The sequence below is a fragment of the Streptomyces sp. NPDC058701 genome, from assembly GCF_042715295.1.
In the GTDB taxonomy this organism is placed as follows: Bacteria; Actinomycetota; Actinomycetes; order Streptomycetales; family Streptomycetaceae; genus Streptomyces.
Map to the genome: position 1 here is coordinate 269,547 of NZ_JBHXSY010000007.1, position 25,254 is coordinate 294,800.

At 73.7% G+C, this 25,254-nt stretch carries 27 protein-coding genes and 2 pseudogenes; 13 read left to right on the forward strand and 16 right to left on the reverse strand.

What is annotated here, in order from left to right; all coding sequences use genetic code 11:
- Positions 1–20 precede the first annotated feature (20 nt).
- The 3 genes from ACFWW8_RS10530 to ACFWW8_RS10540 are packed head-to-tail and all read right to left on the reverse strand — an operon-like array spanning position 21 to position 3,312.
- Positions 21–1,145 (reverse strand): acyl-CoA dehydrogenase family protein, encoded by a 1,125-nt coding sequence (locus ACFWW8_RS10530; protein WP_386526350.1) that lies wholly within the window; start codon positions 1,143–1,145, stop codon positions 21–23.
- Positions 1,142–2,332 (reverse strand): acyl-CoA dehydrogenase family protein, encoded by a 1,191-nt coding sequence (locus tag ACFWW8_RS10535; RefSeq protein ID WP_386526353.1) that lies wholly within the window; start codon positions 2,330–2,332, stop codon positions 1,142–1,144. Before ACFWW8_RS10535 ends, ACFWW8_RS10530 begins: the two co-directional genes overlap by 4 nt.
- The gene (locus ACFWW8_RS10540) at positions 2,329–3,312 is read right to left on the reverse strand and encodes an NADPH:quinone oxidoreductase family protein (RefSeq protein WP_386526356.1); all 984 of its coding nucleotides are present in this window, start codon (positions 3,310–3,312) and stop codon (positions 2,329–2,331) included. The genes ACFWW8_RS10535 and ACFWW8_RS10540 overlap by 4 nt, the downstream gene beginning before the upstream one ends.
- Positions 3,313–3,546: 234 nt before the next feature.
- On the opposite strand from ACFWW8_RS10540, the gene ACFWW8_RS10545 reads away from it, so the two are divergent.
- The 3 genes from ACFWW8_RS10545 (at position 3,547) to ACFWW8_RS10555 (ending at position 6,517) form a co-directional block, all read left to right on the forward strand.
- A complete protein-coding gene (locus ACFWW8_RS10545) occupies positions 3,547–4,755 on the forward strand; it encodes a hypothetical protein (protein WP_386526358.1) in 1,209 nt (402 codons plus the stop codon).
- Between the two features lie 50 nt (positions 4,756–4,805).
- Complete coding sequence (locus ACFWW8_RS10550) at positions 4,806–5,732, forward strand: SDR family oxidoreductase (RefSeq protein WP_386526361.1); 927 nt, start codon at positions 4,806–4,808, stop codon at positions 5,730–5,732.
- Between the two features lie 92 nt (positions 5,733–5,824).
- Positions 5,825–6,517: a TetR/AcrR family transcriptional regulator gene (locus ACFWW8_RS10555; protein WP_386526363.1), complete on the forward strand. Its 693-nt coding sequence runs from the start codon at positions 5,825–5,827 to the stop codon at positions 6,515–6,517.
- Here the strand turns inward: ACFWW8_RS10555 and ACFWW8_RS10560 are convergent.
- Both ACFWW8_RS10560 and ACFWW8_RS10565 read right to left on the reverse strand, forming a co-directional pair.
- Positions 6,504–7,337 (reverse strand): enoyl-CoA hydratase/isomerase family protein, encoded by an 834-nt coding sequence (locus ACFWW8_RS10560; protein WP_386526366.1) that lies wholly within the window; start codon positions 7,335–7,337, stop codon positions 6,504–6,506. The genes ACFWW8_RS10555 and ACFWW8_RS10560 overlap by 14 nt on opposite strands.
- 54 nt (positions 7,338–7,391) lie before the next feature.
- Positions 7,392–8,156, reverse strand: coding sequence for a PIG-L deacetylase family protein (locus ACFWW8_RS10565; RefSeq protein ID WP_386526368.1), 765 nt, complete (start codon positions 8,154–8,156; stop codon positions 7,392–7,394).
- A gap of 240 nt (positions 8,157–8,396) precedes the next feature.
- Between ACFWW8_RS10565 and ACFWW8_RS10570 the strand changes: the two genes are divergently transcribed.
- Positions 8,397–8,684 carry a hypothetical protein gene (locus ACFWW8_RS10570; RefSeq protein WP_386526371.1) on the forward strand — a complete coding sequence of 96 codons (288 nt, stop codon included), beginning with the start codon at positions 8,397–8,399 and terminating at the stop codon, positions 8,682–8,684.
- A gap of 155 nt (positions 8,685–8,839) precedes the next feature.
- Here the strand turns inward: ACFWW8_RS10570 and ACFWW8_RS10575 are convergent, their stop codons facing one another.
- The gene (locus ACFWW8_RS10575) at positions 8,840–9,283 is read right to left on the reverse strand and encodes a transglycosylase SLT domain-containing protein (protein WP_386526374.1); all 444 of its coding nucleotides are present in this window, start codon (positions 9,281–9,283) and stop codon (positions 8,840–8,842) included.
- Between the two features lie 274 nt (positions 9,284–9,557).
- On the reverse strand, positions 9,558–9,887 hold the full coding sequence (locus tag ACFWW8_RS10580) for a hypothetical protein (RefSeq protein WP_386526377.1): 330 nt from the start codon (positions 9,885–9,887) through the stop codon (positions 9,558–9,560).
- Between the two features lie 88 nt (positions 9,888–9,975).
- Here ACFWW8_RS10580 and ACFWW8_RS10585 point away from each other — a divergent pair, with 88 nt between their 5' ends.
- A complete protein-coding gene (locus tag ACFWW8_RS10585; protein ID WP_386526380.1) occupies positions 9,976–10,434 on the forward strand; it encodes a hypothetical protein in 459 nt (152 codons plus the stop codon).
- 81 nt (positions 10,435–10,515) lie between these two features.
- On the opposite strand, the gene ACFWW8_RS10590 is transcribed toward ACFWW8_RS10585, so the two are convergent.
- Together ACFWW8_RS10590 and ACFWW8_RS10595 are read right to left on the reverse strand one after the other, a co-directional pair.
- Positions 10,516–11,418, reverse strand: coding sequence for a hypothetical protein (locus ACFWW8_RS10590; protein ID WP_386526382.1), 903 nt, complete (start codon positions 11,416–11,418; stop codon positions 10,516–10,518).
- Between the two features lie 10 nt (positions 11,419–11,428).
- Positions 11,429–11,992, reverse strand: a complete 564-nt coding sequence (locus ACFWW8_RS10595; protein ID WP_386526384.1) for a papain-like cysteine protease family protein — start codon at positions 11,990–11,992, stop codon at positions 11,429–11,431.
- 327 nt (positions 11,993–12,319) lie between these two features.
- Between ACFWW8_RS10595 and ACFWW8_RS10600 the strand changes: the two genes are divergently transcribed.
- The 3 genes from ACFWW8_RS10600 to ACFWW8_RS10610 are packed head-to-tail and all read left to right on the forward strand — an operon-like array spanning position 12,320 to position 15,013.
- Entirely contained in the window at positions 12,320–12,730 is a 411-nt protein-coding gene (locus ACFWW8_RS10600) for a hypothetical protein (protein WP_386526386.1), read from the forward strand.
- Entirely contained in the window at positions 12,723–13,796 is a 1,074-nt protein-coding gene (locus ACFWW8_RS10605) for a polyprenyl synthetase family protein (protein ID WP_386526389.1), read from the forward strand. The genes ACFWW8_RS10600 and ACFWW8_RS10605 overlap by 8 nt, the downstream gene beginning before the upstream one ends.
- Positions 13,797–13,834: 38 nt before the next feature.
- Positions 13,835–15,013, forward strand: a complete 1,179-nt coding sequence (locus tag ACFWW8_RS10610; protein ID WP_386526391.1) for an oxygenase MpaB family protein — start codon at positions 13,835–13,837, stop codon at positions 15,011–15,013.
- A 42-nt stretch (positions 15,014–15,055) separates the two neighbouring features.
- Here the strand turns inward: ACFWW8_RS10610 and ACFWW8_RS10615 are convergent, their stop codons facing one another.
- The 6 genes from ACFWW8_RS10615 to ACFWW8_RS10640 form a co-directional block, all read right to left on the reverse strand.
- Positions 15,056–16,384, reverse strand: coding sequence for an RICIN domain-containing protein (locus ACFWW8_RS10615; RefSeq protein WP_386526393.1), 1,329 nt, complete (start codon positions 16,382–16,384; stop codon positions 15,056–15,058).
- Between the two features lie 262 nt (positions 16,385–16,646).
- Positions 16,647–17,240, reverse strand: a complete 594-nt coding sequence (locus ACFWW8_RS10620) for a TIGR03086 family metal-binding protein (protein ID WP_386526396.1) — start codon at positions 17,238–17,240, stop codon at positions 16,647–16,649.
- Positions 17,241–17,458: 218 nt separating this feature from the next.
- Positions 17,459–17,875 carry a DUF4190 domain-containing protein gene (locus ACFWW8_RS10625; protein WP_386526398.1) on the reverse strand — a complete coding sequence of 139 codons (417 nt, stop codon included), beginning with the start codon at positions 17,873–17,875 and terminating at the stop codon, positions 17,459–17,461.
- A 148-nt stretch (positions 17,876–18,023) separates the two neighbouring features.
- On the reverse strand, positions 18,024–18,758 hold the full coding sequence (locus ACFWW8_RS10630) for a hypothetical protein (protein ID WP_386526401.1): 735 nt from the start codon (positions 18,756–18,758) through the stop codon (positions 18,024–18,026).
- A gap of 670 nt (positions 18,759–19,428) precedes the next feature.
- Entirely contained in the window at positions 19,429–19,734 is a 306-nt protein-coding gene (locus tag ACFWW8_RS10635; RefSeq protein WP_386526403.1) for a helix-turn-helix domain-containing protein, read from the reverse strand.
- Positions 19,734–20,369: a DUF2975 domain-containing protein gene (locus ACFWW8_RS10640; protein ID WP_386526405.1), complete on the reverse strand. Its 636-nt coding sequence runs from the start codon at positions 20,367–20,369 to the stop codon at positions 19,734–19,736. Before ACFWW8_RS10640 ends, ACFWW8_RS10635 begins: the two co-directional genes overlap by 1 nt.
- 244 nt (positions 20,370–20,613) lie before the next feature.
- Between ACFWW8_RS10640 and ACFWW8_RS10645 the strand changes: the two are divergent.
- From ACFWW8_RS10645 to ACFWW8_RS10665, 5 genes and pseudogenes are all read left to right on the forward strand, one after another.
- Positions 20,614–21,312 (forward strand): annotated as a pseudogene (locus ACFWW8_RS10645) (alpha/beta fold hydrolase); the annotation flags it as partial.
- 517 nt (positions 21,313–21,829) lie between these two features.
- The gene (locus tag ACFWW8_RS10650) at positions 21,830–22,240 is read left to right on the forward strand and encodes an alpha/beta hydrolase (RefSeq protein ID WP_386526431.1); all 411 of its coding nucleotides are present in this window, start codon (positions 21,830–21,832) and stop codon (positions 22,238–22,240) included.
- A gap of 196 nt (positions 22,241–22,436) precedes the next feature.
- On the forward strand, positions 22,437–22,844 hold the full coding sequence (locus ACFWW8_RS10655) for a YciI family protein (RefSeq protein ID WP_386526407.1): 408 nt from the start codon (positions 22,437–22,439) through the stop codon (positions 22,842–22,844).
- A complete protein-coding gene (locus ACFWW8_RS10660; protein WP_386526410.1) occupies positions 22,841–24,019 on the forward strand; it encodes an RNA polymerase sigma factor in 1,179 nt (392 codons plus the stop codon). Before ACFWW8_RS10655 ends, ACFWW8_RS10660 begins: the two co-directional genes overlap by 4 nt.
- Before the next feature lie 400 nt (positions 24,020–24,419).
- Complete coding sequence (locus ACFWW8_RS10665; RefSeq protein ID WP_386526413.1) at positions 24,420–24,986, forward strand: DJ-1/PfpI family protein; 567 nt, start codon at positions 24,420–24,422, stop codon at positions 24,984–24,986.
- A 113-nt stretch (positions 24,987–25,099) separates the two neighbouring features.
- Here ACFWW8_RS10665 and ACFWW8_RS10670 read toward each other — a convergent pair.
- A pseudogene (locus tag ACFWW8_RS10670) lies at positions 25,100–25,254 on the reverse strand (glutamate dehydrogenase); the annotation flags it as partial.

Genomic DNA, 25,254 nt, shown 5'->3' on the forward strand with positions numbered 1-25,254 from the left:
CCGCCGGGGGCCCGCGCCCGTTACGGCGCGGGGAGTTCCGCGAAGTCGGCGACCAGGCCACGGTGGTGGCCGGCCGTACCGAGGGCGAGGGAGTCGGCCTTGGCCCGCTTGAGGTAGAGGTGGGCCGGGTGTTCCCAGGTCATGCCGATACCGCCGTGCAGCTGGACGCACTCCTCCGCGGCCCGGACGGCGACGCCCGAGCAGTAGGCCTGGGCGACGGCCACCGTCAGGGGCGCGTCGGGCGACCCGATGGCCAGCGCGTCGGCCGCGGCCCGGGCGGCGGAGCGTGCGGAGGCCACGTCGAGCCAGAGCCGGGCGAGGCGGTGTTTGAGGGCCTGGAAGGAGCCGACGGGCCGGTTGAACTGGTGGCGGCCCCGCACGTACCCCACGGTCTGGGTCAGGCACCATTCGGCGATACCGAGCTGTTCGGAGGCCAGCAGACCGGCCCCGGAGAGCAGGGCTCCGGCCACCGCCGCCCGGGCCGTCACCGGGTCCGCGAGCCGGGTTCCGGCGGCGGCGTCGAGGGTGACGCGGGCGAGCGGTCGGGTCAGGTCCAGCGGTACCAGGGGCGTCAGTCCGGCCGAGGCCGCGGGCACGGCGTACAGCCCGGTGTCGGCGAGGACCAGCAGGACGTCGGCGGCGGCCGCGTCCGCCACGGAGGTGACGGCGCCGGTCAGCACTCCCCCGCCGCCGTCGCGGACCAGTGCCGGCAGGGGCGCGCCGGGGGCGAGGGTCAGCGGTACGGCCGGGACGCACACCTGCCGGCCGGAGGCCAGCTCCCGCAGCAGCGGTGCGACGTCCGCGGTGTCACAGCCGAGCAGGATCTCCGTCGCGAGCACGGAGCTGGTCAGGTAGGGCAGGGGGGCGACGGCCCGGCCCAGCTCCTCCAGGACGACGGCGGCCTCGCGGTGGCCCGCGCCCTGGCCGCCGAGCTTTTCCGGGACCAGGAGCCCGGCGGCTCCGATCCCGGCGGCGAGGGTGTCCCACAGGGCCGGGTCGTGCGGGCGTCCGCTCTCGGCCCGGGCGAGGACGGTCGCGGCATCGCAGCGGTCGGCCAGCAACGACCGTACCGCCGAGCGGAGTTCCTCCTCGGTCTCGGAGTAGAGCAGGTCGAGGGGGGCGCTCGGGAGGGGGGAGTCGGTCATCGGGCGAGGTCCTTCCAGGCGAGGTCCTTGTCGTCGCGCGGTTCGGCGGGCAGGCCGAGGACGCGTTCGGCGACGATGTTGAGGAGGATTTCGCTGGTGCCGCCCTCGATGCTGTTGCCCTTGGCGCGCAGGTAGCGGTATCCGGCGTCGCGGCCGGTGAAGTCGACGAGTTCGGGCCGGCTCATGGTCCAGTCCTCGTACAGGAGGCCCTCTTCGCCGAGGAGTTCGACTTCCAGGCCGCTGATCTCCTGGTTGAGCCGGGCGAAGGTGAGCTTCATGCCCGAACCTTCGGGGCCGGGCTGTCCTGCGACGAGCTGCTGGCGCAGCCGCTCGCCGGTGAGCCGGGCCACCTCCGCTTCGACCCACAGCTCCAGCAGGCGCTGGTGGAGCGCGTGGGTGCGCAGGGCAGGGCGCTCGCGCCAGGCGGCGGCGACCGGGGCGATCATGCCGCCCTCGCGCGGGATGCGCATGCCGCCGATGGAGACGCGTTCGTTCATCAGGGTGGTGCGGGCGACCGCCCAGCCCTCGCCCACGGGTCCGAGGCGGTGGGCGTCGGGGATGCGGACGCCGGTCAGGAACACCTCGTTGAACTCGGCCTCGCCGGTGATCTGGCGCAGCGGCCGGACCTCGACGCCGGGGGCGTGCATGTCGCAGAGGAAGTAGGTGATGCCCCGGTGCTTGGGGAGCGCCGGGTCGGTGCGGGCGATCAGGATGGCCCAGCGGGCGGTGTGGGCACTGGACGTCCACACCTTCTGGCCGTCCACCACCCATTCTCCGGCGGCCTCGTCGAGAACGGCGCGGGTGCCGAGCGCGGCGAGGTCGGAGCCGGCGCCGGGCTCGCTGAAGAGCTGGCACCAGACCTCCTCCCCCGCCCACAGCGGGCGCAGGAAGCGGCGCTTCTGCTCCTCGGTCCCGTACGCGAGGAGGGTGGGGGCGGCCATGCCGAGGCCGATGCCGATGCGGCGCGGCTCGTTGTCGGGGGCGCCCGCGGCGTCCAGTTCGGCGTCGACGACGGCCTGGAGGGAGCGGGGGGCGTCGAGTCCGCCGAGGCCCTCGGGGTAGTGGACCCAGGCCAGTCCGGCGTCGAACCGGGCGCGCAGGAAGTCCGTACGCGGCGTGCCGGCGGGCGGGTGCGCGGCGAGCAGGTGCGCCACCCGGGTGCGCAGTTCCCCGGCGGTGGCGGTCATCGGGCGCCTCCGTCCAGGGCCGGTACGACGACCAGCCGGCCGGTGGTGGTGCCGTCGGCGACGCGTTGCACGGCGTCGGCGGCTCCGGCGAGCGGGACCCGCTCGCTGACCAGCGGTTTGATGGCTCCGTCGGCGGCGAGCCGGGTCAGCTCGGCGTGGCAGGCCCCGATGGCGGCGGGCTCCTTGATCGCGTAGAGCCCCCAGTGGAGGCCGAGGACGGCGTAGTTCTTCACGAGCGCGTGGTTGAGCGCGGGGGTGGGGACGGTGCCGCCGGCGAATCCGACGACGACGATCCGGCCCTCGAAGGCCACGCACTTGGCGGAGGCGGTGTAGGCGTCGCCGCCGACCGGGTCGTAGACCACGTCGGCGCCGTGGCCGCCGGTGAACTCCTTGACGCGGGCCGCGATCGCGGCGGCGTCCTCCGTCTCGCGGTCGATGACGAGGTCGCAGCCGAGTTCCTCGGCGGTGCGCACCTTGGCCTTGCCGCCGACGACGCCGATGACGGTGGCTCCGGCGGCCTTGCCGAGCTGGACGGCGGCGCTGCCGACCCCTCCGGCGGCGGCGTGCACGAGGAGGGTCTCGCCTCGCTGGAGCCGGGCCCGGCGGTGCAGGCCGAACCAGCCGGTCTGGTAGCCGATGTGCAGGGCGGCCGCTTCGGCGTCGTCGAGGGAGTCGGGGGCGGGGAGCAGGCTGCGCGCGGGGGCGGTGACGTACTCGGCGAATCCGCCGTGCGGCAGGACGGGGTTGGCGATGACGCGGCGGCCGTCCTCGGTCTCGGCGCAGACCTCGACTCCGGGGGTGAAGGGGAGGGGCGGCTTGATCTGGTATTGGCCGCGGGCCAGCAGGGCGTCGGGGAAGTTGACGTTGGCCGCGAGCACCCTGAGCTTCACCTCGCCCTCGCCGGGCACCGGCTCCGGAACCTCTTCGAGGCGCATGGCCTCACGGGGCTCTCCGGGGGTATGTACTCGCCATGCCTTCATCCGGGGCCTCCAGCCGCCGTCGGTGAACCACGCTCCGCGGGCATACTAAGCGGTCGCTTGCCTTCCTGGGAACCCATGGGGGAAGCGAGCGGTCCGCAGGGGTGCCGAAGTCGACCGAACGGGGCCCGGATTATTCCGTGTACTTCACACCGACTGATCGGGCAGCATGGGGCCGAAACTCAACAGGCCCGTGCGCACGGGCACATGACATCCGCACCAGGGGGATTCCGCACCATGAACAGGACCCGTACGAGAAGCACCGCCTCCGCCGCCCGCCCGGGGAACGCCGCCTCGGCGACCGCCCGGACGAGGAGCGCCGCGTCCGCGGCCGTCGCCGTCGCCGTCCTCGCGGGCCTCGTCACCGCGGCAGCGCCGGCGGTCGCGGCCGGGCAGGCGTGCACCCCTGGGATCGTGACGTTGCCGTCGCTGACGGACGGTGCCGGCGGCGCGGTCACCGGCTTCGGGGCGAACGGCCTCACGGTCGGCTCCAGCGGCGGGCGGCCCGTCTACTGGACCGCCGACCGCGCGATCCACGAGGTTCCGCTCCCGGAGGGCTTCCACAGCGGCCAGGTCCGGGCGGTGAACGCGCGCGGCCTGATGGTGGGCACGGCCCAGAGCGGCGCCCAGGGCCATCCCCAGGCCACCTTCACCTACCGGATCGGCGACCCGTCGGTCCGGCTGCTCACCGCACCCTCCGCCGGCTCCTCCGGGGCGGACGTCAACGACGCGGGCCACGTGGTCGCCCTGGACGGCGGTGTGGCGAAGGAGTGGGTCGACGGCGCCGTCGTGCGCGAGCTGCCGGTCCCCGCCGACGCGCACCCGAGCACCGTGATCACCTCGGTGGACGGCATCAACAAGCGCGGCGACATCGTCGGCACGGCCCACACCAACTACGTGGACCTGGAGAACGACACCAGCGTCAGCTGGACCTTCCCCGTGGTGTGGCCCGCCGGAAACTACCCCGCCCGCGGCCTGCCGGTCTGGAACGAGGCGGAGCGCGACATCGGCAGCCGCGCGACCGACATCGACGGCAAGGGCCGGGTCGTGGGGTACGAACAGGAGAGCTACCGGGACGTGCAGCGCCGGACCCCGGCGCTCTGGAAGCAGCCGTACACCGCCCTTCCGGCCGACCCCGGCCCGGTCGCCGGCTACGGCCACCTCACCCTGGACGCCGTCAGCCCGACCACGAACGTGACGGTCGGCACGGCCGTGAACTTCGTCGACGGCTACGCGGCCCGCACCCAGGCGGCCTACTGGCCCGGCACGGGGCCGGTGCTGGCCCTCCCGAACCCGGCGGGCGGCTCCGGCGACTCGCGCGGCGCGGCCCTCGCGGTCTCCGACGACGACCGGGTCGGCGGCTCCTACGAGAACTGGTCCGGCGGCGCGTTCGGCGCCGTGATCTGGACCTGCGCGAGCAAGCAGGCGTACCTCCCGCAGGGCTGATCCCGTCACGGGCATGGTGATCTGGGCGCCCGCGCGCTATCGATGCCCCCATGACGGACGACGCCACGAGCAACGACGCCACGAGGGACCTCGCGCGGGGGCTGCCCGCGCCGCCGCCGCTCGGTGCGACCGCCCTGCCTCCCGGGACGTACGGGGGGCAGGTGGTCCTGGTCACCGGTGGCGGCACCGGGCTGGGCAAGGCCATCGCCGCCGAGTTCGCCCGGCTCGGCGCCGACCTGGTGATCGCCGGCCGGCGGCCGGCGCGGCTGGAGGCGGCGCGCGCGGAACTGACGGCCGTCCCCGGCGCGGGCCGGGTGACGGCCGCCGTCTGCGACATCCGGGACCCCGAGCGGATCGAGGAGGTCCTCGACGCGGCGGTGGCGGCGCACGGCCTGCCGGACGTGCTCGTCAACAACGCGGCGGCCAACTTCCCCTCCCCCGCCGAGGACCTGTCCCCCAACGCCTGGCGGGCGGTCGTGGACATCACCCTGACCGGCACCTGGTTCGCGACCCGCGCGTTCGCCCGCCGCCACCTCGCCGCGGGAACCCCGGGGTCCATCGTGAACATCGGCGCCTCGTACGCCTGGACGGGCGGCCCGGGCTTCGCGCACAGCGCGGCCGCGAAGGCCGGGGTGAAGAACCTGGTGGAGACCCTCGCCGTCGAGTGGGGCCCGTACGGCATCCAGGTCAACGGGCTCGTCCCCGGACTCTTCCCGCACGCCGACATGACCCCGGACGTCCGGGACGGCCTGGAGCGGGCGGCTCCCGAGCCGAAGGACGCCCGGCAGCCGGCGCTGCGGGTCGGCGTCCCGCGCGAGCTGGGCTGGGCGGCGACGTTCCTGGCCTCGCCGTACGCCCGTTTCGTCACCGGCCACACCCTGGTGGTCGACGGCGCCAACTGGCAGCGCCGGTCCCTGGTCCAGCCCGAGGTCGTCCCCGTACGGGAGCAGCTGGGACGGGGGCCGTTCCGCCCGTGACCGGCCCCGTGCGCCCCTCCGCGGCTCCGCCGCGACCCGGCCCGCCGCCCGCGCCGCCCGGGTGTGGCAGATTGCCTCCCGGAGGTGGTGCGGTGACGGCGGCGCGCGGGACGAGGAGCGGTACGGGTGGCGCGGGCGGCGCCGGAGCCGCGGCGACGGGGCGGCCGTCGCTGACGGAGCGGCGCCGGGAGGCCACTCGGTACGAGATCGCGGAGGCCGCTGCCGCCCTCTTCGGGGAGCGGGGGTACGAGGCCACGACGGTCGACGACATCGCGCGGGCGGCGGGGATCTCCCTGCGGACGTTCTACCGGTACTGCCCGACGAAGGAGGACGCCCTGACCCCCGTCCTGACGGCGGGGGTCGTGGAGCTGGTGGAGCAGCTGGCCCTGCGCCCCGCCGAGGAGCCCGTGACGCAGGCCGTGCAGGCGGCCTTCAGCGCCTCGACGGCCGGTGCGCGGTACGCGCAGGCCCGGACGGTGCGGCTGATCCGGGTGATGGGCGGGGTTCCGGCGATCCGGATGCGCTGGCTCGCCGCCGCCCGCGCGATGCAGGACCGCCTGGCCCCGGTCCTCGCGGCGCGCACCGGCCGTCCCGCGTCCGATCTGGAGACCCGGCTGCTCGCGGCGGTGCTGATCGACGCGGTCACCGTGGCGCTGGAGCACTGGGCCGCGGGGAACGGCAGCGAGCCCCTGACGGACGTGTCCGCGCGCGCCCTGGCCCTGCTCCGGCTGGAGCCTGAGGCGGGGCCCGACCGGGCGGGCGGCCCCCCGGTCAGCCCCCGGTGAAGTGCGGGGGACGGCGCTCCGCCTTCGCCCCGTAGCCCTCCCGGCAATCGTCGGAGGTGAGGGTGAGGGCCGCGGTCATGGCGACGCGGTCGAGGGCGGACGGGAGTGCGGCGTCGGCGTAGGCGTCGACCGCGCGCTTGATCCCCTGGACGGCGAGGGGGGCGTTCGCGGCGATCTCCGCCGCCAGCGCGCGGGCGGTCTGCTCCAGTTCCGCTGCCGAGACCACCAGTTGGACCAGGTTGAGGCGCTGCGCGGTCGCGGCGTCGATCCGCCGGCCCGTCAGGGCCAGGTACTTGGCCCAGCCGGCGCCGGCCTCGCGGGCGATGCGCAGGTCGCCCCCGGCGTCCACCGCGACCCCCAGCCGGGCCTCGGGCAGGGCGAACACGGCGTCCTCGGCGGCGACCCGGATGTCGGCCATCAGGGCCAGCTCGAAGCCGAAGCCGAGGCAGTACCCCTGGACGGCCGCCACCACCGGCTGCGGGAGGCGGGCGAGGACCGCGAAGCGCTCGTGGACCCAGCGGATGCCCTCGTAGTAGTTGCGGGTGCGCTCGGCGGCCGTCGCTCCGGAGACGGCGCCACCGGGGGCGGTCACGTCGATGCCCGCGCAGAAGGCGCGGCCCTCGGCCCGGAGCAGGACCGCCCTGACCCCCGGGTCGAAGCGGATGCGGTCCGCCAGCAGTCCCAGTTGCCGGGTGGACTCCCAGCTCCATCCGTTGAGCCGGTCGGGGCGGCACAGGGTGAGGACGGCGAGGCCGTCGGCCACCTCCAGCCGGATCCGCTCCTCGCCCTCCGCGATCTGCGTGCTGACGGTGTCGATCACCTGTGCCTGCACCCCCGTTGCAAACTGACGGACCGTCAGCCTAGGGGGGACGGGTCAGCGGGGGAAGACCTCGAACAACACCGCCGGCCGGCCGCCGAAGCGGGCTCCGGCCTGCTCGGCCTGCCCGGTGAGGAAGCCGCGCACGTACTCCTCGGGGTCCTGGTCGGTCAGCACCCCGATGTACGCCTTGTGCTCCATGAGCGACCGCACCGCCCGCTCCATTCCCGGACCGGCGTCGGCGGCGTGCGTCGGGGTGGTCGTACCGGTCACCGCCACCCAGCGCACTCCATTCCAGGGCTCCAGTCCCTGTTCGGTGAGGAGTTCGGGGAAGATCCACCGGTTGCCCGCGTCGGAGGCGGCGTCGAGGGTGGCCCGTCCGACGGCCTTGTGGTCGGGGGTGTTCCAGGCACCGCCGCCGCCCTCGCCGCCCCAGGTGTCGCGGTGGTTCAGGGTGATGACCAGCTCGGGGCGGTGCCGGCGGATCGCGGCGGCGATGTCCCGGCGCAGATCGAGACCGTACTCGACGACGCCGTCCCGGTAGTCCAGGAACTCGACCCGGGACACCCCGACCACCGCGGCGCTCGCACGCTGCTCCGCCTCGCGCAGCGGGGCGCAGGTGGCGGGGTCGATCGTGTCGATGCCCGCTTCACCGCGCGTGGCGAGGAGGTAGCCCACCTCGCGGCCGCCGTCCGTCCAGTCCGCGATGGCGGCGGCGCCCCCGTACTCCAGGTCGTCGGGGTGGGCCACCACGGCGAGGGCGCGCCGCCAGTCGGTGGGCATGGGCGGCAGCGGAGCCCGCTGATCACGCGCTTCGGTCATGCCCCGCACCCTAGACGAACGGACCCGCGCCGCGGGGGCGGCGGGGCGCGGCAACCGGTACGCCGCCGCCGTGCGGAGGGGGGCGTGGTCGAGGCGTTCCGCGCTGCCGACGGGGGCCTGCCAGGACGGCCGGCGCTCGACGTCGGTCCCGCCCTGCCCTTCGCCGCCGAACCGGACAGCGTGTGAGCGTGCCGCGCGGACCGGGTCGCGGAGGGCGTGCCGGCGTGTGAGCCTGTGTGCATGGATTGGGCGTCGTGGACCACGGTCAATGTCTTCGCGGGCCGGGGTGGTGCGCGTACCGAGGAAGCCGGTGCGCTCACGGGTGACCTCACCGTGCACACCACCTGGACGGGCGCCGAAGCGCGCGTGTCCGTGCAGTACAGCGGCTCGTCCGACTGGTTCACGCTCGCGGGCAGCCCCCTCCCGTGCGCGTCGGAGCGGGACAGCCGCGACCTCCACGACGTGGTGGTGGAGCTGGTGCGCGCGGGGAAGGCCGCCGACGGCCTGCCCCCGATGGCCGCGGCGTAGCCGGGCAGCGGACTGCCGGCCCGGCACACGGGGCTTGCCCGGCACACGGCGCACGGCGCCCAGCCCACGGCCGCATACGCAAAAGACGCCCGGCGGGGAGTTCCCGGCCGAGCGTTCAGGTGCGTCTACTGCCCGCTGATACTGCCTGTGGCGGCTTAGTACCAGTGGTGGGACTGCCAGAAGTTCCAGGCGCCGACGGGGCTGCCGTAGCGGGAGTTCATGTAGTCCAGGCCCCACTTGATCTGGGTGGCCGGGTTGGTCTTCCAGTCGGAGCCCGCGGAGGACATCTTCGAGGCCGGCAGGGCCTGGACGAGGCCGTAGGCGCCCGAGGAGGAGTTCGTGGCGGTGTGGTTCCAGCCACTCTCGCGGGCCACGATGTTGTTGAACGCCGCGAACTGGGCCGGGTCCTTGATCATCTGCTGCGCGATCGCCTTGGCGTTCATCGGGGCGGCCTGCGCGGGAACCGTGGCGAGCATCGAACCGGCGACGCCCAGCGCGAGGACGGAGCCCACGAGGGCCTTCTTGGAAGCGGCGATGCGGCGGATGACGGTGTGGGACACGGAATGACCTTCCGACGGGAACAGGGACGGTCGCGGCATGCCGAGGACATGCGTGAGCCACTCACGCGGTGGAGAGGGGTTCGTCTGCGGCGGGTGAAGTACCCCTGCCGACTGGCGACTCATCCAGTTCTACAGACGCCCCGGCCCCGTGGCAACGCCGCCACCTACTAGCGGCCCTCGCAGCCCGGGCCGATGGGCCCTCACCCCGCCCGCCCCGTATCCGCACAGGTGAGGACGGGTGCGAGCGGGCCTGACCTCCCCCCTGGGGGGCTACTACTCCGGCTCGTACGTGACGTGGGTCCTATGGGGCGGGTCACCTCCAGGCGCCCCGGATCTCACCCAGCGTCACGGCCCGCACCCCGTCGGGTGGCCATTCCGGAGGCCCGGTCACGCCGCTGGTCCGCACGGCGCCGACGCTCGCGGCCCGTACGGGTATCCGGTCGCCGGGCGGGCCCGCGAGGACGGCCGAGCCGAGCAGCCCCGACACCTCGGCCGCGCCTACGCCCGTACCCGCCGGCGCCCGGCACCGGCGGGTACGGCCGACGGGCGCGACGGCGGGGGAAGCCGCCGCGGACCCTTCGGCATCGGGCGCGGAGGGTTCGTACGGCTCCGGCACCGAGCGTGCGGCCGGACCTCCGCGCACCACCCGGGCTCTACAGATGTAGAGTCCTGCTCACACCTCCCCCTCTACAGACGTAGAGGGGGAGCTGACCCAACCCCAAGGAGCCGCGATGAACGCCACCGCCCCCGCCGTCACCCGCCATGCCGCCCAGCCCCTGCGGCCCTTCAGGGTGGGCGTCGGCGGCCTCGTCCTGCTGGGTGCGGGCCACCTCGCCCTCGCCGCCGCTGCCGCCTGGGGCGACCCGACAGCGGAGCAGGCAGCCTCCTCGGCCGCCATGCGGGCAACGAACATGACGCTGCTCGGCCTGGAACGCAGCACCCTCGACGTCGTCAACGGCATGAGCACCGTCATGGCCCTGTTCGTCATCTCCTCCGCGCTCCTCGCCCTGTTCGCGGCCCGGCAGGCTCCCGCCCTGGTAGAACGGCGCACCGCCTTCGGATGGACGCTCCTGGCCACCTCGCTCGCCGGCCTGGCGATATCGGCCCTCTTCCTTCCCCCTCCGCCGATCGCCGTCCTCGCCGTCACCAGCTGCGCCTTCGGCCTTTCCCTGCGCCGGGCAGCACGCTGACCCCGGCCTCGGCGACCACCGAAACGACGCGCTCCGCCCCGGCCGGCTGCCGGGGCGGAGCGAGGGGCGTACGGGGTGCGCTCAGCGGGCGCTCGTGCGCCCGCGACGACGGAGCACGGCGACTCCGCACGCGAGGGCGAGGGTCGCGCTGGAACCGCCGGCGAGGAGCAGGGCGGAGGACGGGCCCTCGCCCTCCGTACGCGCAGGGCCGTAACCGCTGGAATAGCCCCTGCTGTCGTACTCCGACCCGGGCAGCTTGTCGGCGTAGCGGGCCTTGACCAGCTTCTGATATTCACTGAGCGATACCGACGCCCGGCCGTCCAGCCCTTGTCGGGCCTGGTCGTTGAGCGGCTCGACGGTGAGGAGTTTGAGCTGGTACCAGCCGCGGTTCTGCGGTTCCGTGAAGACCAGGGTGCCCACGGTGGCCCTGCTCGCGTACACGGCGTCGCTGTCGCCGTCGCGCACGGCCGCCAGGTGCCAGCCTCCACCCTCGGTGGGGGCGAGCATGACGGTGACGTTGCGGCCGTTGACGGTGGTGCTCAGCGACGAGACCAGTTGCGTCAGCTTGACCGCATTCACGGGTACGGGTTCGGCGGTGCCCGCGACGAACCCGGGGGTGATCTCGTTCCGTGCCACCGGATCCTTGATCGTGAAGGCCGGAAGCCCCTGGCACGGCTCGGCCGTCTCGGGGATCGTCTGGACCGGGCCGCCGGCGGCGTCACCGGCGGGCACCGGAGTACGCAGGAAGCGGCAGACGGTGTCGCGCACGTCGGCGGACCGCACGGCGTCGAGGGCCGCCCGGTAGTCCGGGATGTCGGCCGGGAGAGGGTCCTTCGCCGGGGCCGCGTGGGCCGGGCCGGCGACGGACAGCAGAGCGGAGGCGCTCAGTGCGATGACGGTGGAGAGGCGGTGGACGCGGGAGGGTCGGGAGAGGCGCGAAGCCACTCGCTTGCCGGACATTTCGGTGCCGCTGATGTCGCGCATGTCGCCTGCCTTAGCGGGAGATACCGATGCGGGAGTGGGTCCACTTGGAAGAGCTGTTGCTCACGTAGTCGTTGTACTTCCACCACGTGTACGTGGTGGTGTCCGGCCACGGGTCGGCCACCGCGATCGTGGTGTTCGACGTGTCGAACCCGTAGACCACGTTCATGTGACCGCCACCGGAGGCCCATCCGATGCGGGCACCGATCGGCCGGGCCGCCTTGACGTCGGTGTACACCTGGTTGAAGGTGGCCGCGCTGTTCAGGCCGGAGCCGGTATGGGTCATGCCCAGGCTGCTCCAGCCCTTGGCCATGTCGTCGAGCGTGGCGGGCTGGTTGTTGCAGCCGTAGTGGGGCTGGGCCCGGTTGCAGAAGTCCGTCTGTGTGGAGCCGAAGCCCTGGAACTTCGCGATGGTCAGCCCGGAGGCGACCCAGCACCACTGGGACTTCTCCTGTTTCAGCATGCTGATGGTGTCCTGGCCCGCTTCCGCGTGAGCCGTGCCTCCCGCGGCGGTGAGCGATCCCGAGGCGACCAGCGCGATGGCTGCCGCCGTGATTCCGTACCTGAACCTGCCCATTTTCCTGCCTTCCCCTGATGGGTAGAACGAGATGAACGGGTCAATCTGGCAGGAATATGACAGCGCATCATGTCTGCGTCACATAGGGGCCTTACAGAGAATTACCCCGTACCGGCTAGTTGTCGGGTTATCGCTCGACCGTGGCCCCCCGGCTCGCGCCGCTCGCCGAAGCGGACACGCAGAGTTCGGCAGCTCATCCGACAACTCACTCGTAGGGAGCATTCATGTCCCTCTGGCGTGGGACGGAGGGCCGTCACGGACGGCGGTCGGCGGCGTGGCCGCTTGACTGGTGCTCCTTGACGACCTGTCGGCAGAGGAGCGCGGGGCATGACCGAAGAGACGCGGGACCAGGCACAGCAAGCGAAGCGGAGCCACGGGCACGGGCACGGGCACGGGGAGCAGACGCGACAAGCACCCTGGAGTCCGTTCGCCGCGCTGGAGGAGGTCGGGCTGCTCGCGCTCGGCGCCGTCGATCTCGCCCTGGACCAGGTACGGCAGGCGACCGGACGGGGAGGGGACATGGCCCGGCGTTCGGACCTGCGCGATCTCGTCGCCGACGGGGTGAAGGAGCTCAGGGCGCGCGGGGAGCTCGCCTCACGGCGCGTCGTCGCGGCGGACGACGACAACTACCTGGAACTGATGGCCCACCGGGCCGCCGCACGGCGCGCGCGGGCCGCCGGCACCGCGACGGCGCCGGGAGCCGCGACGGCACCGGGGGCCGGGCCGGCGCATGCATGACGACCTCGCGTTCCGGCAGCGCATCGACACGCACCTGCACCGGCTGGTCGACGAGGAGGAAGCCGAGCTGTTACGGCTGTCCAGTGAACTCGGCCCGCTCTGCGACCAGTTGCGGAGTTCACTGACGCGCGGGAAGCGGATGCGGGCCGCGTTCCTGTACTGGGGCTGGCGGGCCGCAGGCCAGCCGGACTGCGACGGGGTGATCCGGGCGGCCGCGGCCATGGAACTGGTGCACGCGGCGGCCTGCACCCACGACGACATCATCGACGACAGCCGCCTGCGGCACGGCGTCCCGACCGCCCGTGCGGCCTTCTCCGCGGGCGGAGCGGGCCGTTGGGGCCCCGGCGACGACTCCGGGACCCCGCGGCAGGACCGGTCCGCCGCCCTGGCGATGATGCTGGGCGATCTGCTGATGGGGTACGCGGCCCAGGTCTTCGCCACCTGCGGGCTGCCCGGCGCGTACGTGGCACGGACGGTGCCCCTGTGGTCGACACTGCTGCGCGAGACCGTCGCGGGCGAGTTCCTGGAGGTCCTGCGGACGGGCGCCGACGGCGTGCCCGAGGTCGCCGAGTCGCTGGAAGTGGCCCGGTACAAGACCGCCAAGTACACGGTGGAGCGTCCGCTGCACCTGGGCGCCACCCTCGGCGGCGCCCCCCGGCAGGTCATGGCGGCCTTCACCGCGTACGGGCTGCCCCTGGGCGAGGCGTTCCAGCTCCGCGACGACCTGATCGGCACCTTCGGCGACCCCGCCGAGACCGGCAAGTCGAACCTGGACGACCTCCGGGACCGCAAGCCCACCACGCTGCTCGCCACGACGCTCGCCCTGCTGGACCCGCACGACCGGGCGCTGCTGGACAAGACCCTCACCCGCGAGGCCCTGGACGAGTCCGATGCGGCGCTGGTGCGCGGGCTGATGGACGGGTGCGGGGCCCGGCAGCGCGTCGAGGACATGATCGCGGACCGGGTGGCGGCGGCCCGGGGCGCGCTGGACTCCGCGGCCCTGCCGATGGACGTACGGACGGCACTCGGCGGGCTCGCCACCTCGGCGACCGCACGGACCCTCTGAAACCACGCGCAACACACGAGCCATACGAGGAGCACGACGTGACCACCGAGATCCGGCCCCGCTACACCGACGCGACGCTCGACGAACTCAGCCTCCGGGGGGACCCCTTGGCCGACGAGACCGTGGCCGCCATGTTCGAGCGCGGCGAGGTGCGGGACTTCAACACCCTGATGCGCTTCTTCAGCACCGCGGGCCACAAGCTCCCCGAGGGGCTGCCGCCGTCGGCTGTGTCGTTCCTGGAGGCCACCGCCCTGCCGCCGAAGTGGGTGGACTGGGACGTGATGGAGCGCGCCCGGTTGTTCTTCATGGACAATGCCGCGCACATCAACACGGGCCTGTCCTTCGCGGCGATGCCTGTGACCTACGCCGTACCGCGCGTGGCCCGGCTGCTCGCCTCCACGCACTCGATGGACTACCCCTCGCGCCGGATGGCGAACACCGGCCAGTTCGTCACGTACCTGATGCGGACCAACGCCTTCGAGGAGGGGAGCAAGTTCATCCCGGCCGCCCAGAAGGTCCGGCTGCTGCACGCGGCGGTACGCCACCACCTCACGCACTCCGGGCGCTGGGACATCGCGGCGGACGGCGTGCCGCTCTGCCAGGAGGACATGATCGGCGGGCAGATGTGCTTCTCGATCCTCGTGCTGGACGCCATGCACCGCCTCGGCATCCACATGAGCGAGGAGGGGGCGGAGGCCTACTTCTACGCGTGGCGGGTGGTGGGCTCCATCCTGGGCTGCGACATGACGGCCGCGCCGGGCAACCTCACGGAGGCCCGCGCGTTCGCCGACCTCTACCTCAGCCGCCACCTCGGTCCGTCCGAGGACGGGGTCCGGCTCAACAACCAGCTGATGCGGATGTACGAGGACGTGGTCCCCGGCACCCTCTTCGACCCGATCGTCCCCGCCACCATCCGCTTCCTCGTCGGAGCCACGATCGCGGACTGGCTCGACATCCCGCGCAGCCCCTGGGACACGGCGGCGAGGGCCGTCCCCGTCGTCCTCGGCCTGCTGGAGACCGTGGAGGACAGCAGCCCGCTCGGCGAGTGGGCGCTGGACAAGGCGGGCGGCCTGCTCACCACCTTCGAGCTGGCCTCGCTCACCCGCGGGCGGGTCATGCAGTACGCCATCCCGGAGGAGCTCAAGAGCGAGTACGGCGTACGGTCACAGGCCCCGCGCACCCACCGGTGGGTTCCGCCGTCGCCGACCCCCGCCTGACGGGGCGGGGGCCGGAGGAGGCCCGCGGCGCGGGCACCCGGGTCAGCCTGCCGGAACCGTCCACTTCTGCTGGGGTGCGCCGGTGCAGGTCCACAGTTGTAGACGTGTCGCGTTGGCGGGGTTGCCGCCGCTGACGTCGAGGCACTTGTTCGCCTGCGGGTTCACGATGCCGCGGGCCCCGGACACCACCCAGCGCTGGGCACCGGTCCCGTTGCAGTCGTAGAGCTGGAGCGGGGTCCCGTCGGCGGTGCCGCCGCTCGCGACGTCGAGGCACTTGCCGAGCGCCCGTACGGTCCCGTCGGCGCCGAGGGTCCAGCGCTGGGCGGCGGTCCCGTTGCAGTCGTACAGCTGGACCGGAGTGCCGTTGGCCTGGTTCGCCGCGGCCACGTCGACGCACTTGCCGGCGAGCCCGCTGATCTGGCCGGTCCGGCCGCCGGAGCCGCCGTCGTACGAGGTGACGCGGACGTGGTCGACCACCAGCTGCTGGGGGAAGACCGTGCTGCCGTCCGGGTCGCCCGGCCAGTAGCCGCCGACCGCGAGGTTGAGGATCAGGAAAAACGGCTTGTTGAAGGCCCAGCTGCGTCCGCCCAGGTCGGCGGGGGTCCGCCGCTGGTAGACGACGCCGTCGACGGACCAGGTGATCGAGTCGGGGGCCCAGTCGATGGTGAAGGTGTGGAAGGCGTCGGCGAAGGCCTGGCCGCCGGGGAGGGTGTACGCCGCCCCGATGCCGCCGGCGCCGGAGTAGCCGGGCCCGTGGAGGGTGCCGTGCACGGTCGACGGTTCGAAGCCGACGTTCTCCATCACGTCGATCTCGCCGGAGTTCGGCCAGCCGACCTGGCCGATGTCGTTGCCGAGCATCCAGAAAGCGGGCCACATGCCCTGGCCCCGCGGCACCTTGAGCCTGGCCTCCACCCGTCCGTACGTCTGCGTGAACCGGCCCGCGGTGTTCAGGCGGGCCGAGGTGTACTCGCAACGGCCGTACCAACACGTGTAATCGGCCGGGTTCTCACGTCGGGCGGTGATGAGCAGGTGGCCCTGCCCGTCGAGGGCGGCGTTGCGGTTGCCGGCCGTGTAGAACTGCCGCTCGTGGTTGTTGACGTTGTCGCCTGTCTCGATCTGCCATTTGCCGGGATCGGCGGCGGCTCCGGCCGGTCCGTCGAAGTCGTCGGAGAAGGTCACGGCCGCGGCGGCGGTCGGCGGTGCGGCGGCGGTCGGCGGTGCGGCGGCGGTCGGCGGTGCGGCGGCGGTCGGCGGTGCGGCGGCCGGGGTGGGCTCGGCGGCGCCGGTCGCGGGGGCGGCCAGGCCGCCCCAGCAGACCAGGGCGAGTGCGCATAAGAGCACGCGCCGGTGCCAGGTGGGGTGCACGGTCATCACATCGCTTCGGGTGTGGGGGGATATGCATAGTCATGCCCATGACAATGCTCCGCTGGGGAATGAACGCGGAAGCATGCCGTCCGGGCCGCTTCGTTCACTACTTGATTGAAGGCGCGCGCCACGACCGCGTCAAGATGTCCGCACCCCCCGATGCACGTGGTCGACCCACCGGCACCCACCACCACCCACCGGCACCCGGCCCCGCGTCAGGAGCGCGGTCCGGGTCCGCGGCGGTCTCATGCCGGCCCTCGGGCCGGTCTCACGCCGTGGTCCAGCCCGGATCGCGTCCGCTCAGTCCGACGGCCCGGTCCAGCAGCGGGGTGTCGTCCGGTACCGGCACGACGGGCCCGAAGATGCCGCCGCCGCGGGTCTCGTCCTCCGCGGCCGCCAGCAGGAATCCGTACGCGGCGCTCAGCGCGGCCGGATCGGGTGCGTACTGCTGGCCGGTGGCCCGGGCCAGGTCCCAGCCGTGCACCACCAGTTCGTCCGCGGCGACCGCGCCCGCGATGTCGCCGGGCAGGTCCACGCCGCCCGCACGGGTCATGCCGGTCCAGGCGGCCGGGTCCTGCCAGGCCTCGGCCAGCTCGCCGAGGACCCGGGGCAGATCCTCGCGCCAGTCGGCGGGCAGGACGGGCGCGGCCGCGTCGGGAGCCGTGTCGGTCGTGGCGCCCAGGTCCTTGCGGGCGGCGTCGCGGAAGGCGACGGCCAGGCCCGTGAGGTGCCCCAGCAGGTCGCTCACCGCGTACTGCGGGCAGGGCGTCCGGTGGGCGAGCCGCGCGTCCGGGACGGCCGCCGCGAGGCGGGCCACGATCCGGGCCTGCGGTCCTAGGTCGAGAGTCGTCGTACCGGTCATCTGCCACGCCTCCGGAAGATCGGTGTGAAGGGGTTCCGAAGGGTAGACCGGCGGCGGGGCCCGTTCTCATCGCAGTGCGGGCAGGAGGGTGACCCGGGTGAACCGCATGCCGGGCGAAAGCGTGCCTGGCCTCGGACGTGAATCCGACTGGGGCACCGCGGTCCGCCACCCGGCCGGGGTGCGGCCCGCGGCACCCGCACCCCGGCCGGGGCCGGGCATCAGTTCTTGACGTCCTCGTTGAAGCGGTTCGAGCAGTCCTGCTGCTCCTGCTGGGTCTGGGCGTTGTCGAGGCAGGACCGCAGGTCCTTGCCCTCGTCGGAGTTGAGGATGGACACCCCGACGGCCACCAGGAGTCCCGCGATGACCACGGTCACGGCGCCGAGGACCAGGCCGCTGATGGCCATGCCGCGGCCACCGGCGCCGCCCCGGGCTCGGCGGAGGGCGGCTATGCCGAGGCCGATGGCGACGAGCGCCAGTGGAATGCCCACGAACCAGAGCCACAGGAGCAGCAGGGACGCGATGCCGGTGACCAGCGCGGCCACGGCCAGGCCGTTGCGGCCGGTTGCGGGCCCGGCGGCGGGGGCGGGGGCGTGGTGGGTGCCGGCGCCGTCGGGAGCGGGGTACGCGTCGGACATGAGGGGGTCCCTTCAGGGCGATGGACAACTCCACTGCGAATCAGCGGCGTTCACCCCGTCTGCCACGACCCACCCCCGTCAAACCTCCCCGCCGGGCCGATGACAGGGCGCGCCCGGGCGGCGGAGAACGCTCCGATACCGGCGGTGGTCAGGCCGGGGCGTTCCAGGCGGTGGTCAGCCCGTCCAGCCACGCCGGCGGCAGCTCCGCGGCGTCCCACTCCGCCCGCAGCGCCTGGGGCGCGGCCACGAGCCGCTCCAGTACGGCGATGCTCGTGGCGGAGTGGACGAGCGAGTAGCGGCCGTGGACCGTGATGGCGCTGCCCGGCCCGTACGCCGCGAACAGCCGTTCCAGCCGGGCCCGGTGGGTCCCGGCGAACTGCGTCAGCAGCCCGGGGTACCCGGCCCGTTGCCGGGGGCTCATCGTGGCGAGGACGGCGGTGAGCACCTCTCCGGTCACCTCCGGGTCCAGCTCCGACACCGTGGCGAACGACAGGTACAGCGGTGTGACCGCCACCTGCGTCCGCTCCACCTCCATGCGCCGGGGCCGCGGTCGCTCCCCGGCCGGGTCCGGCTGCCCGTCCTCCCCCACGACCCGTACCAGAGTCCGTTCGGCGACGGTGCCGAGTTCGTCCAGGAAGCCGGCGGCGCCGTCGAGCCAGCCCGACGCGTACGCCTCGCCCTTGTCGCCCGGCGCGCTCCCGCCGCCGCCGGCGCTCAGCTCCTCGTACGCGAGGGCCAGCGTGCCCGCCTCCACGAGCCCGATCAGTGCCCGTGCGTCGTCGGAAGGCACGCCCGCCCGGGCGAGGAGCTGCAGCAGCGTCGTCCTCGCGTTGTCGACACTGGCCTCGTCCGGCCACTGCCGTTCCTGGTCGGCCGCGCCCATCGGTTCCTCCTCATCGCTCGGGTGGTGCGGTGTGTGCAACGTGATCGCCCCCTTCGACGGTCCAACGCCCGGCGGCCGGCTGGTGATCCCCACCGGCGGTCCCGACCACCACGCGGCCCGGTTCGGCGTCCTTCCCGGCGAGCCGTATCCGCTCGACCGTTGCGGAGCGACCCCGGCCCCGGAGGGGCACCATCGGTACGCACACCCCTGTCCGGCCCGCCGGTAGCCCACGGCCCCGGCGGACGTCCGGCATCGGCAGGGTACTGCTGGGCGGCCTGGCCGGTGTCCTGCCGGCCGCCGCGCTCATGACGGTGCCGTGGTGGCCGCGAACCGAGGTGACGTACCGCAGCAGTGCTCCCTCATCGGTGGTCTACGACGACCGGTCGCCGCACTTCCTCGGGCTGGTCCACGAACACAGCCCGTCCGGGCGGGACTCCTACAGGATGGTAATCGGCCGGGATTCCGGCCTCTCCTACGGACACCGCCAGGACATCGACGCCTCCCTGGGGTCGGACGGCATCGAATCCACCACGTGGACGGAGTCCGGTCCTGTCCGGTCGGGAACCGGATCCGTACCCTTCACGGACGGCAAGCCCTCGTTGCTGCCCGCACCCGCGGCCCTGCGGCTACGGCACCTCGGAAGCGCCTGGGCGCAACACCCCCGCGCATTTCACCCTTTCGGGGGAACATCACCGACGCCTCCGTCTCCAGCCCGGACGTCGGTGCCGGAGGCCGGGCGGTAGCTGAGCAGGTCTCCCGGCTGACACTCCAGCACCCTGCAGATGCTGGCGAGGGTCGTGAAGCGGACGGCCTTCGCCCGGCCGTTCTTGAGGACGGAGAGGTTGACGTTGGTCACGCCGACCCGGGTGGCGAGTTCGGCCAGCGTCATGCCGCGCTCGGCGAGGAGCCGGTCGAGGTGCACGTGGATTTCCCGGACGTCGTGGCCGTCGTCGTTCCCGTCACCCCCGGCGGACATCAGACGACCCCTTCGAGGTCCTCGCGCATCGCGGCACCGGTCCGCATGACGCGGGCGAACGCGAGCAACCCCAACGCGGTGAGGATCGCCAGGTACGGGAAGGACAGCGCGCCGAGCAGCGTCCCGGGCGAGCCCGGGGCGTCGTCGGCGAGCGTCGCCAGGAGCGCAGCCTGAGAGGCGGCCCGCACGATTTCGGCGACGAGGCTGCCCACGAGGAGGAACCAGCCCAGGAATCGCAGCCGGTACGCGGTCTGCCGGGTGTACGCGCCATCGCGGGCAGCGGACCGCAGGAGCCGGTCGAGCAGCGCGAGCCCTCCGACGAACAGGACGAACGCGGGCACCTCGGAGAGGATCCCCAGGGTCCGCTGCCAGGCACTCGGCCGGTCCGCGCAGTACTGCGGAACCGCGCTCACGTGCGCTCCGTCCCGGGTGGCGAACGCGGCGTCGGTACCGGCGGAGCTGCTCGAGATCCAGTCGGCGGTGACGCACGCGTTCACGCCGTCCCAGAAGGGGACCGAGCCGTTGACGGCGTTCAGCACCAAGCCCGCGAGGAACAGACCGATCAGCAGGCGGAGCCCGCCGTACACCACCGTCGAGAGGGGCTCCAAGAGCTTGCGGTCCTCGACCTCGGACATGGACCCCACCGTCCTATCGCTTATCGATGTTATCGAAAAACGATACAGTCGGATGGCCCGACAGGGAAGGGTGGACTGCCGACGCCGCCCAGGGCGTCGGCCGGGGGCGGTGGTGCGGGGCGCCGGGGGCTCCAACCCCGGGGGGAGGGCGGAATCAACTCCTGGGGGGCCGACACGGGCGGTGGGCGGCGGCTACGTTGGCGGCCGTGCCGCACGAGCCATGACGGAGGAGCGCCGCATGCACATGCGTTTGGCCGATCACCCCCGCAGGCGAGTGGCGTGGGGGATATCCCTCGCGCTGATCGCGGTCACCGCGCTCCTCGGCGCCGCGCCGCCCGGCGCCGGTACGGCCGCGGTTCCCGCCGGTCCGCCCGTTCCCGTCCTGGACTGGGGGCTCTGCGACGGCGCGGACGCCGACGGCCCGGGCGACGGCTTCGAGTGCGCGACCGCCCGGGTGCCGCTGGACCACCGCCGGCCCAACGGTCCTGCGATCGCGCTCGCCGTCACCCGGCGCCTCGCGGCCGGCCGGGACCACCGCACCGGCGTCCTGCTGCTGCACCCCGGCGGACCCGGCAACTCCGGCGTGGACTTCGCCCGCAACAGCTACGACGCGCTTCCCGCCTCCCTGCGCGACGCCTTCGACGTCGTCGGGTACGACATGCGCGGCGTGGGCCGCAGCGGGCAGGTGGAGTGCTGGAACGACGCGGAGTACGCCGCGGCCGTCGACGCCGCACGCGGCGTACCCGCCCCGGGAGCCCTGCACACCGCGATCCGGCAGGGCCGGGACTTCGCCACCGCCTGCCGGGAGCGGTCCGCGGACCTCGTGCCGTTCATCGGCACCGCGTCGAACGCCAGGGACATGGACCTGCTGCGCCGGGCCCTCGGCGAGGAGCAGGTCTCCTTCTACGGCCGTTCCTTCGGCAGCTACGTCGGCACCGTCTACGCCGCGCAGTTCCCGCGGCGCGTCCGGGCCATGGTCCTGGACGGGGGCTACGATCCGCGCCGCTACGCCGACGTGCCGTACGCGTACGACGCCGGGCAGTTCGCCGCCCTGGACGCGGCCGTGGGCCGCTTCCTGGACTGGTGCGCGCAGAACCCCACCGCCTGCGGATTCGGCGAGGGCCGGCCGCGACAGGCCTTCGAGGAGCTCAAGCGGGCGCTGGACGCCGACCCGGTCATCACGCCGAGCGGTCGCCCGGCCACCGGCTACACCCTCGCCTACCGCCTGATGTTCACCATCAACGGGCCAGGCGATCTGGCCCTACCTGGGAGAAGCCCTGCGGGCGGCCCAGGCACGCCAGGGGTCGTTCCTGCTGTCCCCGCCCTCCCCCGGGTCCTTCGACTTCCTCAACGTCAACACGGCCGTCGAGTGCGCCGACCGCGCCTACCCGGCCAGTCCCCTGCTGCTGGGCACGCTCGTCGGCGCCCAGGCCGCCGCCGCTCCCCTGCTGGGGCCGCCCATCGGCCTCGGGCCGCCCACGTACGACCACAACCACGCGCCCGCCTGCGCCCGGTGGCCGGCCGAGCGCCCGAGCCGGTTCGAGGGCTCCTACCGGGCGGCCGGCTCCGCCCCGATCCTGGTCCTCGGTACGACAGGGGACCCCGACACCCCGTACCGGGACGCCGTGGCGCTGGCCGGGACGCTCGACAACGGGCGGCTGCTGACCTTCGCCGCCGAGGGGCACACGGCGTACAACCGCAGCGCGTGCGTGAGCGCCCTGGCCACCGACTACCTCGCCACCCTGGCGCTGCCCGCGCGGGGCACCGTGTGCGCGGACGAGGCGCCCCCGGGCGCGCTCGGCCGCAGCACCGCGGCGGGCCTCGGGGCCGGGGTCGACGAGACGCGCGACGTGATCCCCACCCTGCGCTGAGCCCGCGCCCCGGGGTACGCCCCGTCCCTGTCCGTGGCGCTTCACACCAGGTGACGGGGGTGGGACGGCTCGCCGGGACCATCGGTGACACGCGGGTGAAAAGAATTCGCCCGGGGATGTCGAGAACCCGTGGGCGGCTCCGTCCCCGTGGTGAAGGCGACCACAATGGGTCGCACCAGCACCGAGGAGAGACACCATGGCGAAGTACCTGCTGCTGAAGCACTACCGCGGCGCCCCGGCCGCGGTCAACGACGTGCCCATGGACCAGTGGACACCGCAGGAGATCTCGGACCACATCCAGTACATGAACGACTTCGCGGCCCGGCTCGAGGGAACCGGCGAGTTCGTCGACGGTCAGGCGCTCGCCCCCGGGGGAACGTTCGTCCGGTACGACGGCGAGGGCCGCCCGCCCGTCACCGACGGGCCCTTCGCCGAGACCAAGGACCTGATCGCCGGCTGGATGGTGATCGACGTCGACAGCTACGAGCGCGCCGTCGAGCTGGCCGGGGAGCTGTCGGCCGCTCCCGGGGCCGGCGGGAAGCCGATCCACGAGTGGCTGGAACTGCGCCCGTTCCTGACCGCGCCCCCCACGGTCACCGAATGACCTCCGAGGCGGACGAGGTCCTGCTCCGGCGCCTCACCCCGGGCGTGATCGGGATCCTCGTCCGTCGCGGGGCCGACTTCGCGGCGGCCGAGGACGCCGTGCAGGACGCGCTGGTCGCGGCGGTCCGCGCCTGGCCGGGCGACCCTCCGCGGGACCCGAAGGGCTGGCTGGTCACCGCGGCCTGGCGCCGGTTCCTCGACGCGGCCCGGGCGGACGCCTCCCGCCGCCTGCGGGAGGATCTCGTCGTGGAGGAGCCGGCCCCCGGGCCCGTACCGGCGGCGGACGACACGCTCCAGCTGTACTTCCTGTGCGCGCATCCCTCACTGACCCCGTCGTCCGCGGTCGCGCTCACGCTGCGCGCCGTGGGCGGGCTGACCACCCGCCAGATCGCCCGGGCGTACCTGGTGCCCGAGGCGACCATGGCGCAGCGCATCAGCCGGGCCAAGCGCACCGTCTCCGGCGTGCGCTTCGACCGGCCGGGCGACGTCGCCACCGTGCTGCGCGTCCTGTACCTGGTCTTCAACGAGGGCTACTCCGGCGACGTCGACCTCGCCGCCGAGGCCATCCGGCTCACCCGGCAGCTCGCGGCGGCGGTCGACCATCCCGAGGTGGCGGGGCTGCTGGCCCTCATGCTGCTCCACCACGCCCGGCGGGCCGCCCGGACCGCCGACGACGGCAGCCTGGTGCCGCTGGCCGAGCAGGACCGCGGCCGGTGGGACACCAGTGCGATCGCCGAGGGCGTCACGATCCTGCAGGCTGCCCTCGCCCGCGACCGGCTGGGCGAGTTCCAGGCCCAGGCCGCCGTCGCGGCGCTGCACGCCGACGCGCAGAGCGCCGAGGAGACGGACTGGGTGCAGATCGTCGGGTGGTACGACGAGCTCGTACGCCTGACCGGCAGCCCCGTCGTCCGGCTCAACCGCGCGGTGGCCGTCGGCGAGGCCGACGGACCGCGCGCCGGGCTGGCGGCGCTGGCGGCCCTGGAGGACTCCGCGTCGGGCCCGGCGGGCCCGGTCCCCCGCCGCGCGGCGGTGGCGGCGTACCTCCACGAGCGAGACGGCGATCTGGAGGCGGCGGCCCTGCTGTACGCGGAGGCGGCCCTGGCGGCCCCCAACCTGGCCGAGCGCGACCACCTGACCCGCCAGGCCGCCCGACTCAACGCCCTTCGGCGCGACTGACTGCCAGGCCCTCCCCGCGGGTGCCGTCGTCGGGCGAGGGAGGGGCATGCGAAAGGGCCCCGACCGACCCGGGGGGGAAGGGCCGGCCGGGGCGGCCCCGACCGGCAGGGGGGACGGCCGGCCAGGGCGTTCGACGGTGGGGACGGAAAGGTGGTCGCCTCGCGGCGGAGGGCTCTGCAGGGCTTCAGCCGAACGATCTTCCCTGCAGGCGATGGTCAGACCCGGGGACATCTTTCCTTCCCGTACCCACATCTGGACGAACGGTGCACGAGCCCTCTTTGTTCCGGGCCCCCGAAGCCGAACGGGGAACACCGGTGTGTGCGGTCGGCCCCCCGGGGGGAGGGTACCGGTGGCCCCGGGCGGGGCCGAGCGACCGCAGACCGTCCTTCTGGAGCAGCCCATGGCAGTGAAGATCCTCATCGTGACCGGTGACGCGGCCGAGTCGCTGGAGGTCCTGTATCCCTACCAGCGTCTGCGCGAGGAGGGGTACGAGGTCCACATCGCGGCCCCGTCCGTCAAGAAGCTGCGCTTCGTCGTCCACGACTTCGAGGACGGGTTCGACACCTACACCGAGAAGCCGGGCTACACCTGGCCGGCCGACCTGGCGTTCGCCGACGTGGTCACCGAGGACTACGAGGCCGTGGTCGTGCCCGGCGGACGGGCGCCCGAGTACCTGCGCAACGACCCCGAGGTGCGGCGGATCCTGGCCGCCTTCGCCGAAGCGGACAAGCCGATCGCCCAGATCTGCCACGGCCCGCTGATCACGGCCGCTGCCGGCGCGCTCCCCGGCCGCCGGGTGACCGCGTACCCGGCGCTGGAACCGGACATGAAGGCCGCCGGCGCGACGTTCGAGGACTCCGAGGCCGTGGTCGACGGCACCCTGGTCTCGGCCCGGGCCTGGCCGGACCACCCCGCCTGGATGCGGGAGTTCCTGGACGTCCTGCGCGCCAAGGCCCCGGTGACCTGACGGGCGCCCGGCCGGGAGGACTTCCCGGGCGGCGAACGCGCTCGCCGGCTGACGGCCCGCACGCCGTGACCAAGGGCGAGCCGGGCACGCCGGCCCCGGCTCGCCCCTCACCCTCAGATGACGCCCTGGGCCAGCATCGCGTCGGCGACCCGTTCGAATCCGGCGATGTTGGCGCCGGTCACGTAGTCCCCGGGGGCGCCGTAGCGGGCGGCCGTCTCGTGGGCCACCGCGTGGATCGACCGCATGATGTCCGCGAGTTCCTCCTCGA

What these genes read in the sequence shown, in the direction of transcription:
- ACFWW8_RS10635 (WP_386526403.1), bottom strand. Translation starts at nt 19,734, where the DNA reads ATGTCCGCCGGGGGTGACGGGAACGACGACGGCCACGACGTCCGGGAA.
- ACFWW8_RS10620 (WP_386526396.1), bottom strand. Translation starts at nt 17,240, where the DNA reads ATGACCGGTACGACGACTCTCGACCTAGGACCGCAGGCCCGGATCGTG.
- ACFWW8_RS10590 (WP_386526382.1), bottom strand. Translation starts at nt 11,418, where the DNA reads ATGCGCGACATCAGCGGCACCGAAATGTCCGGCAAGCGAGTGGCTTCG.
- ACFWW8_RS10585 (WP_386526380.1), top strand. Translation starts at nt 9,976, where the DNA reads ATGAACGCCACCGCCCCCGCCGTCACCCGCCATGCCGCCCAGCCCCTG.
- ACFWW8_RS10655 (WP_386526407.1), top strand. Translation starts at nt 22,437, where the DNA reads ATGGCGAAGTACCTGCTGCTGAAGCACTACCGCGGCGCCCCGGCCGCG.
- ACFWW8_RS10565 (WP_386526368.1), bottom strand. Translation starts at nt 8,156, where the DNA reads ATGACCGAAGCGCGTGATCAGCGGGCTCCGCTGCCGCCCATGCCCACC.
- ACFWW8_RS10535 (WP_386526353.1), bottom strand. Translation starts at nt 2,332, where the DNA reads ATGACCGCCACCGCCGGGGAACTGCGCACCCGGGTGGCGCACCTGCTC.
- ACFWW8_RS10660 (WP_386526410.1), top strand. Translation starts at nt 22,841, where the DNA reads ATGACCTCCGAGGCGGACGAGGTCCTGCTCCGGCGCCTCACCCCGGGC.
- ACFWW8_RS10605 (WP_386526389.1), top strand. Translation starts at nt 12,723, where the DNA reads ATGCATGACGACCTCGCGTTCCGGCAGCGCATCGACACGCACCTGCAC.
- ACFWW8_RS10625 (WP_386526398.1), bottom strand. Translation starts at nt 17,875, where the DNA reads ATGTCCGACGCGTACCCCGCTCCCGACGGCGCCGGCACCCACCACGCC.
- ACFWW8_RS10630 (WP_386526401.1), bottom strand. Translation starts at nt 18,758, where the DNA reads ATGGGCGCGGCCGACCAGGAACGGCAGTGGCCGGACGAGGCCAGTGTC.
- ACFWW8_RS10550 (WP_386526361.1), top strand. Translation starts at nt 4,806, where the DNA reads ATGACGGACGACGCCACGAGCAACGACGCCACGAGGGACCTCGCGCGG.
- ACFWW8_RS10665 (WP_386526413.1), top strand. Translation starts at nt 24,420, where the DNA reads ATGGCAGTGAAGATCCTCATCGTGACCGGTGACGCGGCCGAGTCGCTG.
- ACFWW8_RS10615 (WP_386526393.1), bottom strand. Translation starts at nt 16,384, where the DNA reads ATGACCGTGCACCCCACCTGGCACCGGCGCGTGCTCTTATGCGCACTC.
- ACFWW8_RS10640 (WP_386526405.1), bottom strand. Translation starts at nt 20,369, where the DNA reads ATGTCCGAGGTCGAGGACCGCAAGCTCTTGGAGCCCCTCTCGACGGTG.
- ACFWW8_RS10600 (WP_386526386.1), top strand. Translation starts at nt 12,320, where the DNA reads ATGACCGAAGAGACGCGGGACCAGGCACAGCAAGCGAAGCGGAGCCAC.
- ACFWW8_RS10570 (WP_386526371.1), top strand. Translation starts at nt 8,397, where the DNA reads ATGGATTGGGCGTCGTGGACCACGGTCAATGTCTTCGCGGGCCGGGGT.
- ACFWW8_RS10545 (WP_386526358.1), top strand. Translation starts at nt 3,547, where the DNA reads ATGAACAGGACCCGTACGAGAAGCACCGCCTCCGCCGCCCGCCCGGGG.
- ACFWW8_RS10540 (WP_386526356.1), bottom strand. Translation starts at nt 3,312, where the DNA reads ATGAAGGCATGGCGAGTACATACCCCCGGAGAGCCCCGTGAGGCCATG.
- ACFWW8_RS10575 (WP_386526374.1), bottom strand. Translation starts at nt 9,283, where the DNA reads ATGCCGCGACCGTCCCTGTTCCCGTCGGAAGGTCATTCCGTGTCCCAC.
- ACFWW8_RS10530 (WP_386526350.1), bottom strand. Translation starts at nt 1,145, where the DNA reads ATGACCGACTCCCCCCTCCCGAGCGCCCCCCTCGACCTGCTCTACTCC.
- ACFWW8_RS10595 (WP_386526384.1), bottom strand. Translation starts at nt 11,992, where the DNA reads ATGGGCAGGTTCAGGTACGGAATCACGGCGGCAGCCATCGCGCTGGTC.